This is a genomic window from Citrobacter sp. TBCS-15 (assembly GCF_005280815.1).
Lineage (GTDB): Bacteria > Pseudomonadota > Gammaproteobacteria > Enterobacterales > Enterobacteriaceae > Citrobacter > Citrobacter werkmanii.
Map to the genome: position 1 here is coordinate 1 of NZ_SZWK01000287.1, position 8,951 is coordinate 8,951.

19 protein-coding genes are annotated in these 8,951 nt (G+C 49.7%); 18 read left to right on the forward strand and 1 reads right to left on the reverse strand.

Annotation, left to right across the window (positions count from 1 at the left end):
- The first annotated feature begins 246 nt into the window (after positions 1 to 246).
- Together bfd and bfr are read left to right on the forward strand one after the other, a co-directional pair.
- On the forward strand, positions 247 to 441 hold the full coding sequence (gene bfd / locus FDW96_RS15440) for a bacterioferritin-associated ferredoxin (protein WP_006687360.1): 195 nt from the start codon (positions 247 to 249) through the stop codon (positions 439 to 441).
- A 71-nt stretch (positions 442 to 512) separates the two neighbouring features.
- A complete protein-coding gene (gene bfr, locus FDW96_RS15445) occupies positions 513 to 989 on the forward strand; it encodes a bacterioferritin (RefSeq protein ID WP_042312088.1) in 477 nt (158 codons plus the stop codon).
- On the opposite strand, the gene FDW96_RS15450 is transcribed toward bfr, so the two are convergent.
- On the reverse strand, positions 986 to 1,453 hold the full coding sequence (locus FDW96_RS15450; protein ID WP_042312089.1) for an A24 family peptidase: 468 nt from the start codon (positions 1,451 to 1,453) through the stop codon (positions 986 to 988). The genes bfr and FDW96_RS15450 overlap by 4 nt on opposite strands.
- A gap of 379 nt (positions 1,454 to 1,832) precedes the next feature.
- Here FDW96_RS15450 and rpsJ point away from each other — a divergent pair, with 379 nt between their 5' ends.
- The 16 genes from rpsJ to rpsH all read left to right on the forward strand — a co-directional run bounded on the left by rpsJ (position 1,833) and on the right by rpsH (position 8,946).
- Positions 1,833 to 2,144: a 30S ribosomal protein S10 gene (gene rpsJ, locus FDW96_RS15455; RefSeq protein ID WP_001181005.1), complete on the forward strand. Its 312-nt coding sequence runs from the start codon at positions 1,833 to 1,835 to the stop codon at positions 2,142 to 2,144.
- Between the two features lie 32 nt (positions 2,145 to 2,176).
- Complete coding sequence (gene rplC, locus FDW96_RS15460) at positions 2,177 to 2,806, forward strand: 50S ribosomal protein L3 (protein ID WP_003031117.1); 630 nt, start codon at positions 2,177 to 2,179, stop codon at positions 2,804 to 2,806.
- Between the two features lie 10 nt (positions 2,807 to 2,816).
- Positions 2,817 to 3,422: a 50S ribosomal protein L4 gene (gene rplD, locus FDW96_RS15465; RefSeq protein WP_000424395.1), complete on the forward strand. Its 606-nt coding sequence runs from the start codon at positions 2,817 to 2,819 to the stop codon at positions 3,420 to 3,422.
- Positions 3,419 to 3,721 (forward strand): 50S ribosomal protein L23, encoded by a 303-nt coding sequence (gene rplW, locus FDW96_RS15470; RefSeq protein WP_000617546.1) that lies wholly within the window; start codon positions 3,419 to 3,421, stop codon positions 3,719 to 3,721. The genes rplD and rplW overlap by 4 nt, the downstream gene beginning before the upstream one ends.
- A gap of 17 nt (positions 3,722 to 3,738) precedes the next feature.
- A complete protein-coding gene (gene rplB, locus FDW96_RS15475; RefSeq protein ID WP_042312092.1) occupies positions 3,739 to 4,560 on the forward strand; it encodes a 50S ribosomal protein L2 in 822 nt (273 codons plus the stop codon).
- A gap of 16 nt (positions 4,561 to 4,576) precedes the next feature.
- The gene (gene rpsS, locus FDW96_RS15480; RefSeq protein ID WP_001138115.1) at positions 4,577 to 4,855 is read left to right on the forward strand and encodes a 30S ribosomal protein S19; all 279 of its coding nucleotides are present in this window, start codon (positions 4,577 to 4,579) and stop codon (positions 4,853 to 4,855) included.
- A gap of 14 nt (positions 4,856 to 4,869) precedes the next feature.
- A complete protein-coding gene (rplV, locus tag FDW96_RS15485; RefSeq protein WP_000448832.1) occupies positions 4,870 to 5,202 on the forward strand; it encodes a 50S ribosomal protein L22 in 333 nt (110 codons plus the stop codon).
- A 17-nt stretch (positions 5,203 to 5,219) separates the two neighbouring features.
- On the forward strand, positions 5,220 to 5,921 hold the full coding sequence (rpsC, locus tag FDW96_RS15490; RefSeq protein ID WP_000529945.1) for a 30S ribosomal protein S3: 702 nt from the start codon (positions 5,220 to 5,222) through the stop codon (positions 5,919 to 5,921).
- Between the two features lie 12 nt (positions 5,922 to 5,933).
- On the forward strand, positions 5,934 to 6,344 hold the full coding sequence (rplP, locus tag FDW96_RS15495; protein ID WP_000941208.1) for a 50S ribosomal protein L16: 411 nt from the start codon (positions 5,934 to 5,936) through the stop codon (positions 6,342 to 6,344).
- Positions 6,344 to 6,535, forward strand: coding sequence for a 50S ribosomal protein L29 (gene rpmC / locus FDW96_RS15500; RefSeq protein WP_000644742.1), 192 nt, complete (start codon positions 6,344 to 6,346; stop codon positions 6,533 to 6,535). The genes rplP and rpmC overlap by 1 nt, the downstream gene beginning before the upstream one ends.
- Positions 6,535 to 6,789 (forward strand): 30S ribosomal protein S17, encoded by a 255-nt coding sequence (gene rpsQ, locus FDW96_RS15505; protein WP_003031120.1) that lies wholly within the window; start codon positions 6,535 to 6,537, stop codon positions 6,787 to 6,789. The genes rpmC and rpsQ overlap by 1 nt, the downstream gene beginning before the upstream one ends.
- A 163-nt stretch (positions 6,790 to 6,952) precedes the next feature.
- Positions 6,953 to 7,324, forward strand: a complete 372-nt coding sequence (gene rplN, locus FDW96_RS15510; protein ID WP_000613954.1) for a 50S ribosomal protein L14 — start codon at positions 6,953 to 6,955, stop codon at positions 7,322 to 7,324.
- Between the two features lie 10 nt (positions 7,325 to 7,334).
- Positions 7,335 to 7,649, forward strand: a complete 315-nt coding sequence (gene rplX / locus FDW96_RS15515; protein ID WP_004106345.1) for a 50S ribosomal protein L24 — start codon at positions 7,335 to 7,337, stop codon at positions 7,647 to 7,649.
- Positions 7,650 to 7,663: 14 nt separating this feature from the next.
- Positions 7,664 to 8,203 (forward strand): 50S ribosomal protein L5, encoded by a 540-nt coding sequence (gene rplE, locus FDW96_RS15520; protein WP_003031123.1) that lies wholly within the window; start codon positions 7,664 to 7,666, stop codon positions 8,201 to 8,203.
- 14 nt (positions 8,204 to 8,217) lie between these two features.
- On the forward strand, positions 8,218 to 8,523 hold the full coding sequence (rpsN, locus tag FDW96_RS15525; protein WP_003031125.1) for a 30S ribosomal protein S14: 306 nt from the start codon (positions 8,218 to 8,220) through the stop codon (positions 8,521 to 8,523).
- A gap of 30 nt (positions 8,524 to 8,553) precedes the next feature.
- Positions 8,554 to 8,946: a 30S ribosomal protein S8 gene (gene rpsH, locus FDW96_RS15530; RefSeq protein ID WP_003031127.1), complete on the forward strand. Its 393-nt coding sequence runs from the start codon at positions 8,554 to 8,556 to the stop codon at positions 8,944 to 8,946.
- Positions 8,947 to 8,951: the final 5 nt, after the last annotated feature.

Sequence of the window (8,951 nt, forward strand, 5' to 3'; positions counted from 1 at the left end):
CGCAATCCGTGAAGGCGGCCGTACTGTAGGTGCGGGCGTTGTTGCTAAAGTAATGAGCTAATTATTAATTAATTAGCTTTGAGCTTAAAAAGGGCGCTTCGGCGCCCTTTTTGCTGCTTGCTGTTTAGCTGCTGTCATATTTATTCGCATTTTTTATTCATTCTCCCGCCGCGTAAATAGCGTTGTGCTATTGTAATCATAACTATTCTCATTTACACTTTGCACAGAAATTGAACGGGAGCGATCATGTACGTTTGTTTGTGTAATGCGATAAGTGATAAAAAAATTCGTCAGGCTGTTCGCCAGTTTCAACCTCAGTCCTTTCAGCAATTACGTAAATTTATTCCTGTGGGAAATCAATGTGGTAAGTGCATTCGCGCTGCCCGTGAAGTCATGCAGGATGAATTAACTCAAATGCCAGAATTTAAAGAGATCGCCTAAGTCACACTCTTTTTTTTGACATCCCGGTAGCCCCATCTACGCTCTAAGAGTGGAAGCGGAGGGACTATAAAATGAAAGGTGATGTTAAAATCATAAATTATCTCAATAAACTATTGGGAAATGAGCTTGTCGCAATCAACCAATACTTTCTCCACGCGAGAATGTTCAAAAACTGGGGCCTGATGCGCCTCAATGATGTCGAGTACCATGAGTCTATAGATGAGATGAAACACGCCGATAAATACATCGAGCGTATTTTATTCTTGGAAGGGATCCCAAACCTACAGGATCTTGGCAAGTTAGGCATAGGTGAAGACGTTGAAGAGATGCTGCAATCGGATCTTCGGCTCGAACTGGATGGCGCGAAAGACTTACGTGAAGCCATTGCCTATGCTGATAGCGTTCATGACTACGTCAGCCGGGACATGATGATTGAGATCCTGACTGAAGAAGAAGGGCATATTGACTGGCTCGAAACGGAGCTGGACCTGATTGCAAAACTTGGTTTGCAAAACTATCTGCAATCGCAAATTAAAGTCAGCGACTAACCGCCCTGGATTAGACCAATCCCGCCAATAATAAAACCCGCAGCCGCCAGATAGGGTCCAAAAGGCAGCGGGTTTTTTAATACCTTTCTCCCATGTTTAACCCAGGCAATCCCGGTCATACAGCAGGCCAGGCTGGCGGCAAGCAAGACCAGCAACGGTAATGCGTCCCAGCGATGCCAGGCGCCCAGGGCGGCAAGAAATTTGACATCACCAAAGCCTAATCCTTCCTGACGGCATATCAGACGATACCCCCAATAGAACAAAGCAAATACCCCATAACCCGCTACGGCACCCCAAAGCGCGTCGGATAACTGCGCCGGTCTGCAGCACTGATGATAAATAAGGCCACCCCACAAAAGAGGGCAGGTAAATTTGTCGGGTAATAGGCCAGTGCGTAAATCCTCAAACCAGAGCAATCCCGATAACCCTGCATAAATCAGCACAAAGGGAAGGTCGATATACATAGGTTAGCCTCGTATGAAAAGAGGCCACCCTCCGCTAAACATCAAGGTTGTACAAGACCGAAATTCGAGTTAAGTAAACCTTCTTCCAGAGAAATCGCAATCCATAACAGCGCATACAGTGAGAGTGGAAGGGGGCACGCATTCCATGACGGAGTGATTAATTTCTATGCGGCACTTGCGTCAGGCTGAGATTTACGTATAATGCGCGGGCTTGTCTAATATTGACAGCGGTTCGATATGAGCCACCGGTACTGCGAAAGCAATACCAGACAATGTTCCCAATCGGGGAACTCTGTAAGAACGGTTACACTCTCCCATCAATCGTAATGGGTTTGAGGAGTAACTATTTCGTTTATAAAATAATTGGAGCTCTGGTCTCATGCAGAACCAAAGAATCCGTATCCGTTTGAAAGCGTTTGATCATCGTCTGATCGATCAATCAACCGCGGAAATCGTCGAGACTGCCAAGCGCACTGGTGCGCAGGTTCGTGGTCCGATCCCGCTGCCGACCCGCAAAGAGCGTTTCACCGTTCTGATCTCTCCGCACGTTAACAAAGACGCGCGTGATCAGTACGAGATCCGTACTCACAAGCGTCTGGTTGACATCGTTGAGCCAACTGAAAAAACCGTTGATGCTCTGATGCGTCTGGACCTGGCTGCCGGTGTAGACGTGCAGATCAGCCTGGGTTAATCAGGTCATCGAGCGATTGAGAGGTTGATACAATGATTGGTTTAGTCGGTAAAAAAGTGGGTATGACCCGCATCTTCACTGAAGATGGCGTCTCTATCCCAGTAACCGTTATCGAAGTTGAAGCAAACCGCGTTACTCAGGTTAAAGATCTGGCTAACGACGGCTACCGCGCTGTTCAGGTTACCACCGGTGCTAAAAAAGCTAACCGTGTAACTAAGCCGGAAGCTGGCCACTTTGCTAAAGCTGGCGTAGAAGCTGGCCGCGGCCTGTGGGAGTTCCGTCTGGCAGATGGTGAAGAATACACCGTTGGTCAGAACATTAGCGTTGAACTGTTTGCTGACGTTAAAAAAGTTGACGTAACCGGTACCTCTAAAGGTAAAGGTTTCGCTGGTACCGTTAAGCGCTGGAACTTCCGTACCCAGGACGCTACTCACGGTAACTCCTTGTCTCACCGCGTTCCGGGTTCTATCGGTCAGAACCAGACTCCGGGCAAAGTGTTCAAAGGCAAGAAAATGGCAGGTCAGCTGGGCAACGAACGTGTAACCGTTCAGAGCCTGGACGTAGTACGTGTTGACGCTGAGCGCAACCTGCTGCTGGTTAAAGGTGGTGTTCCGGGTGCGACCGGTTGCGACCTGATCGTTAAACCAGCTGTGAAGGCGTAAGGGGATAGCAATGGAATTAGTATTGAAAGACGCGCAGAGCGCGCTGACTGTTTCCGAAACTACCTTCGGTCGTGATTTCAACGAAGCGCTGGTTCACCAGGTTGTTGTTGCTTATGCAGCTGGTGCTCGTCAGGGTACTCGTGCTCAGAAGACTCGTGCTGAAGTAACTGGTTCAGGCAAAAAGCCGTGGCGCCAGAAAGGTACCGGCCGTGCGCGTTCAGGTTCTATCAAGAGCCCGATCTGGCGTTCAGGTGGCGTAACCTTCGCTGCTCGCCCGCAGGACCACAGTCAAAAAGTTAACAAGAAGATGTACCGCGGCGCGCTGAAAAGCATTCTGTCCGAACTGGTACGTCAGGATCGTCTGATCGTTGTCGAGAAGTTCTCTGTTGAAGCGCCTAAAACTAAGCTGCTGGCACAGAAACTGAAAGACATGGCTCTGGAAGATGTGCTGATCATCACCGGTGAGCTGGACGAAAACCTGTTCCTGGCTGCGCGCAACCTGCACAAGGTTGACGTACGCGATGCAACTGGTATCGACCCGGTTAGCCTGATCGCCTTCGACAAAGTCGTAATGACTGCTGATGCTGTTAAGCAAGTTGAGGAGATGCTGGCATGATTCGTGAAGAACGTCTGCTGAAGGTGCTTCGCGCACCGCACGTTTCTGAAAAAGCGTCTACTGCGATGGAAAAAACTAACACCATCGTTCTCAAAGTTGCTAAAGACGCGACCAAAGCAGAAATCAAAGCTGCTGTGCAGAAACTGTTTGAAGTCGAAGTCGAAGTCGTTAACACCCTGGTAGTTAAAGGGAAAGTTAAACGTCACGGACAGCGTATCGGTCGTCGTAGCGACTGGAAAAAAGCTTACGTCACCCTGAAGGAAGGCCAGAATCTGGACTTCGTCGGCGGCGCTGAGTAAGTCGGAGGAGTAATACAATGGCAGTTGTTAAATGTAAACCGACATCTCCGGGTCGTCGCCACGTTGTTAAAGTGGTCAACCCAGAGCTGCACAAGGGCAAACCTTTTGCTCCGCTGGTTGAAAAAAACAGCAAATCCGGTGGTCGTAACAACAATGGCCGTATCACCACTCGTCACATCGGTGGTGGTCACAAGCAGGCTTATCGTATTGTTGACTTCAAACGCAACAAAGACGGTATCCCAGCAATTGTTGAACGTCTTGAGTACGATCCGAACCGCTCCGCGAACATCGCGCTGGTTCTGTACAAAGACGGTGAACGCCGTTACATCCTGGCCCCTAAAGGCCTGAAAGCTGGCGACCAGATTCAGTCTGGCGTTGATGCTGCAATCAAAGCAGGTAACACCCTGCCGATGCGCAATATCCCGGTTGGTTCTACCGTTCATAACGTAGAAATGAAACCAGGTAAAGGCGGTCAGCTGGCACGTTCCGCTGGTACTTACGTTCAGATCGTTGCTCGTGATGGTGCTTATGTCACCCTGCGTCTGCGTTCTGGTGAAATGCGTAAAGTCGAAGCAGACTGCCGTGCAACTCTGGGCGAAGTTGGCAATGCTGAGCATATGCTGCGCGTTCTGGGTAAAGCAGGTGCTGCACGCTGGCGTGGTGTTCGTCCTACCGTTCGCGGTACTGCGATGAACCCAGTCGATCACCCACATGGTGGTGGTGAAGGTCGTAACTTTGGTAAGCACCCGGTAACTCCGTGGGGCGTTCAGACCAAAGGTAAGAAGACCCGCAGCAACAAGCGTACTGATAAATTCATCGTACGTCGCCGTAGCAAATAATTTTAGAGGATAAGCCATGCCACGTTCTCTCAAGAAAGGTCCTTTTATTGACCTGCACTTGCTGAAGAAGGTAGAGAAAGCGGTGGAAAGCGGAGACAAGAAGCCCCTGCGCACTTGGTCCCGTCGTTCAACGATCTTTCCTAACATGATCGGTTTGACCATCGCTGTCCATAATGGTCGTCAGCACGTTCCGGTATTTGTTTCCGACGAAATGGTCGGCCACAAACTGGGTGAATTCGCACCGACTCGTACTTATCGCGGCCACGCTGCTGATAAAAAAGCGAAGAAGAAATAAGGTAGGAGGAAGAGATGGAAACTTTAGCTCAACATCGCCATGCTCGTTCTTCTGCTCAGAAGGTTCGCCTTGTTGCAGACCTGATTCGCGGTAAGAAAGTGTCGCAGGCTCTGGATATTCTGACCTACACCAATAAGAAAGCGGCTGTATTGGTTAAGAAAGTCCTGGAATCTGCCATTGCTAACGCTGAACACAACGATGGCGCTGACATTGACGATCTGAAAGTTACGAAAATTTTCGTAGACGAAGGCCCGAGCATGAAGCGCATTATGCCGCGTGCAAAAGGTCGTGCAGATCGCATCCTGAAGCGCACCAGCCACATTACTGTGGTTGTGTCCGATCGCTGAGACTCTGGAGACTAGCAATGGGTCAGAAAGTACATCCTAATGGTATTCGCCTGGGTATTGTAAAACCATGGAACTCAACCTGGTTTGCGAACACCAAAGAATTCGCTGACAACCTGGACAGCGATTTTAAAGTACGTCAGTACCTGACTAAGGAACTGGCTAAAGCGTCTGTATCTCGTATCGTTATCGAGCGTCCGGCTAAGAGCATCCGTGTGACCATTCACACCGCTCGCCCGGGTATCGTTATCGGTAAGAAAGGCGAAGACGTAGAAAAACTGCGCAAAGTCGTAGCTGATATTGCTGGCGTTCCTGCCCAGATCAATATCGCCGAAGTGCGTAAGCCTGAACTGGACGCAAAATTGGTTGCTGACAGCATCACTTCTCAGCTGGAACGTCGCGTTATGTTCCGTCGTGCTATGAAGCGTGCTGTACAGAACGCAATGCGTCTGGGCGCTAAAGGTATTAAAGTTGAAGTTAGCGGCCGTCTGGGCGGCGCGGAAATCGCACGTACCGAATGGTACCGCGAAGGTCGCGTACCGCTGCACACTCTGCGTGCTGACATCGACTACAACACCTCTGAAGCGCACACCACTTACGGTGTAATCGGCGTTAAAGTGTGGATCTTCAAAGGCGAGATCCTGGGTGGTATGGCTGCTGTTGAACAACCGGAAAAACCGGCTGCGCAACCTAAAAAGCAGCAGCGTAAAGGCCGTAAATAAGGAGCGTCGCTGATGTTACAACCAAAGCGTACAAAATTCCGTAAAATGCACAAAGGCCGTAACCGCGGTCTGGCTGCTGGCGCGGATGTTAGCTTCGGCAGCTTCGGTCTGAAAGCTGTTGGCCGTGGTCGTCTGACTGCCCGTCAGATCGAAGCAGCACGTCGTGCTATGACCCGTGCAGTTAAGCGTCAAGGTAAGATCTGGATCCGTGTATTCCCGGACAAACCGATCACTGAAAAGCCGCTGGCAGTGCGTATGGGTAAAGGTAAAGGTAACGTAGAGTATTGGGTTGCCTTGATTCAGCCGGGTAAAGTCCTGTATGAAATGGACGGCGTACCGGAAGAGCTGGCCCGTGAAGCATTCAAGCTGGCAGCAGCGAAACTGCCGATTAAAACCACCTTTGTAACTAAGACGGTGATGTAATGAAAGCAAAAGAGCTGCGTGAGAAGAGTGTTGAAGAGCTGAACACCGAGCTGCTGAATCTGCTGCGTGAGCAGTTCAACCTGCGTATGCAGGCTGCAAGTGGCCAGCTGCAACAGTCTCACCTGTTGAAGCAAGTGCGTCGTGATGTCGCACGCGTTAAGACTTTACTGACTGAGAAGGCGGGTGCGTAATGACCGATAAAATCCGTACTCTGCAAGGTCGCGTTGTTAGCGATAAAATGGAGAAATCCATCGTTGTTGCTATCGAACGTTTTGTGAAACACCCGATCTACGGTAAATTCATTAAGCGTACGACCAAACTGCACGTACATGACGAGAACAACGAATGCGGTACTGGTGACGTGGTTGAAATCCGCGAATGCCGTCCGCTGTCCAAGACTAAGTCCTGGACGCTGGTTCGCGTTGTAGAGAAAGCCGTTCTGTAATACAGTAGGCATTCTCAACGAATAAACGGCTCAGCGATGAGCCGTTTATTTTTTCTACCCATATCGTTTGAGCGGTGTTATAATGCCGCGCCCCCGATATGGGGCTTTTTTAACGACCTGATTTTCGGGTCTCAGTAGTAGTTGACATTAGCGGAGCACTAAAATGATCCAAGAACAGACTATGCTGAACGTCGCCGACAACTCCGGTGCACGTCGCGTAATGTGTATCAAGGTTCTGGGTGGCTCGCACCGTCGCTACGCAGGCGTCGGCGATATCATCAAGATCACCATCAAGGAAGCAATTCCGCGTGGTAAGGTCAAAAAAGGTGATGTGCTGAAGGCGGTAGTGGTGCGCACCAAGAAGGGTGTTCGTCGCCCGGACGGTTCTGTCATTCGCTTCGATGGTAATGCATGCGTTATTTTAAACAATAACAGCGAGCAACCTATCGGTACGCGTATTTTTGGGCCGGTAACTCGTGAACTTCGTAACGAGAAGTTCATGAAAATTATCTCTCTGGCACCAGAAGTACTCTAAGGAGCGAATCATGGCAGCGAAGATCCGTCGTGATGACGAAGTTATCGTGTTAACCGGTAAAGATAAAGGTAAACGCGGTAAAGTTAAGAATGTCTTGTCTTCCGGCAAGCTCATTGTTGAAGGTATCAACCTGGTTAAGAAACACCAGAAGCCGGTTCCGGCTCTGAACCAACCAGGCGGCATCGTTGAAAAAGAAGCTGCTATTCAGGTTTCTAACGTTGCAATCTTCAACGCGGCAACCGGCAAGGCTGACCGTGTAGGCTTTAGATTCGAAGACGGCAAAAAAGTCCGTTTCTTCAAATCTAACAGCGAAACTATCAAGTAATTTGGAGTAGTACGATGGCGAAACTGCATGATTACTACAAAGACGAAGTAGTCGCTAAACTCATGACTGAGTTTAACTACAATTCTGTCATGCAAGTCCCTCGGGTCGAGAAGATCACCCTGAACATGGGTGTTGGTGAAGCGATCGCTGACAAGAAACTGCTGGATAACGCAGCAGCTGACCTGACAGCAATCTCCGGTCAAAAACCGCTGATCACCAAAGCACGCAAATCAGTTGCAGGCTTCAAAATCCGTCAGGGCTATCCGATCGGCTGTAAAGTAACTCTGCGTGGCGAACGCATGTGGGAGTTCTTTGAGCGTCTGATCACTATTGCTGTTCCACGTATCCGTGACTTCCGTGGCCTGTCCGCTAAGTCATTCGATGGCCGTGGTAACTACAGCATGGGTGTCCGTGAGCAGATCATCTTCCCAGAAATCGACTACGATAAAGTCGACCGCGTGCGTGGTTTGGATATTACCATTACCACTACTGCGAAATCTGACGAAGAAGGCCGTGCTCTGCTGGCTGCCTTTGACTTCCCGTTCCGCAAGTAAGGTAGGGTTACTGAATGGCTAAGCAATCAATGAAAGCACGCGAAGTAAAGCGCGTAGCTTTAGCTGATAAGTACTTCGCAAAACGCGCTGAACTGAAAGCTATTATCTCTGATGTGAACGCGACCGACGAAGATCGTTGGAACGCAGTTCTGAAGCTGCAGTCTCTGCCGCGTGATTCCAGCCCGTCCCGTCAGCGTAACCGCTGCCGTCAAACAGGTCGTCCGCATGGCTATGTGGGCAAGTTCGGGTTGAGCCGTATCAAACTGCGTGAAGCCGCAATGCGCGGTGAAGTACCAGGCTTGAAAAAGGCTAGCTGGTAATTACCAATTGAATCACGGGAGTAAAGACAGATGAGCATGCAAGATCCGATCGCGGATATGCTGACCCGTATCCGTAACGGTCAGGCCGCGAATAAAGCTGCGGTCACCATGCCTTCCTCCAAGCTGAAAGTGGCAATTGCCAACGTGCTGAAGGAAGAAGGTTTTATTGAAGATTTTAAAGTTGAAGGCGACACCAAGCCGGAACTGGAACTTACTCTTAAGTATTTCCAGGGTAAAGCTGTTGTAGAAAGCATTCAGCGTGTCAGTCGCCCAGGTCTGCGCATTTATAAGCGTAAAGACGAGCTGCCGAAAGTTATGGCTGGCATGGGTATCGCAGTTGTTTCTACCTCTAAAGGTGTTATGACTGATCGTGCAGCGCGCCAGGCTGGTCTTGGTGGCGAAATTATCTGCTACGTAGCCTAATCGGA

What these genes read in the sequence shown, in the direction of transcription:
- bfd (WP_006687360.1), top strand. Translation starts at nt 247, where the DNA reads ATGTACGTTTGTTTGTGTAATGCGATAAGTGATAAAAAAATTCGTCAG.
- bfr (WP_042312088.1), top strand. Translation starts at nt 513, where the DNA reads ATGAAAGGTGATGTTAAAATCATAAATTATCTCAATAAACTATTGGGA.
- FDW96_RS15450 (WP_042312089.1), bottom strand. Translation starts at nt 1,453, where the DNA reads ATGTATATCGACCTTCCCTTTGTGCTGATTTATGCAGGGTTATCGGGA.
- rpsJ (WP_001181005.1), top strand. Translation starts at nt 1,833, where the DNA reads ATGCAGAACCAAAGAATCCGTATCCGTTTGAAAGCGTTTGATCATCGT.
- rplC (WP_003031117.1), top strand. Translation starts at nt 2,177, where the DNA reads ATGATTGGTTTAGTCGGTAAAAAAGTGGGTATGACCCGCATCTTCACT.
- rplD (WP_000424395.1), top strand. Translation starts at nt 2,817, where the DNA reads ATGGAATTAGTATTGAAAGACGCGCAGAGCGCGCTGACTGTTTCCGAA.
- rplW (WP_000617546.1), top strand. Translation starts at nt 3,419, where the DNA reads ATGATTCGTGAAGAACGTCTGCTGAAGGTGCTTCGCGCACCGCACGTT.
- rplB (WP_042312092.1), top strand. Translation starts at nt 3,739, where the DNA reads ATGGCAGTTGTTAAATGTAAACCGACATCTCCGGGTCGTCGCCACGTT.
- rpsS (WP_001138115.1), top strand. Translation starts at nt 4,577, where the DNA reads ATGCCACGTTCTCTCAAGAAAGGTCCTTTTATTGACCTGCACTTGCTG.
- rplV (WP_000448832.1), top strand. Translation starts at nt 4,870, where the DNA reads ATGGAAACTTTAGCTCAACATCGCCATGCTCGTTCTTCTGCTCAGAAG.
- rpsC (WP_000529945.1), top strand. Translation starts at nt 5,220, where the DNA reads ATGGGTCAGAAAGTACATCCTAATGGTATTCGCCTGGGTATTGTAAAA.
- rplP (WP_000941208.1), top strand. Translation starts at nt 5,934, where the DNA reads ATGTTACAACCAAAGCGTACAAAATTCCGTAAAATGCACAAAGGCCGT.
- rpmC (WP_000644742.1), top strand. Translation starts at nt 6,344, where the DNA reads ATGAAAGCAAAAGAGCTGCGTGAGAAGAGTGTTGAAGAGCTGAACACC.
- rpsQ (WP_003031120.1), top strand. Translation starts at nt 6,535, where the DNA reads ATGACCGATAAAATCCGTACTCTGCAAGGTCGCGTTGTTAGCGATAAA.
- rplN (WP_000613954.1), top strand. Translation starts at nt 6,953, where the DNA reads ATGATCCAAGAACAGACTATGCTGAACGTCGCCGACAACTCCGGTGCA.
- rplX (WP_004106345.1), top strand. Translation starts at nt 7,335, where the DNA reads ATGGCAGCGAAGATCCGTCGTGATGACGAAGTTATCGTGTTAACCGGT.
- rplE (WP_003031123.1), top strand. Translation starts at nt 7,664, where the DNA reads ATGGCGAAACTGCATGATTACTACAAAGACGAAGTAGTCGCTAAACTC.
- rpsN (WP_003031125.1), top strand. Translation starts at nt 8,218, where the DNA reads ATGGCTAAGCAATCAATGAAAGCACGCGAAGTAAAGCGCGTAGCTTTA.
- rpsH (WP_003031127.1), top strand. Translation starts at nt 8,554, where the DNA reads ATGAGCATGCAAGATCCGATCGCGGATATGCTGACCCGTATCCGTAAC.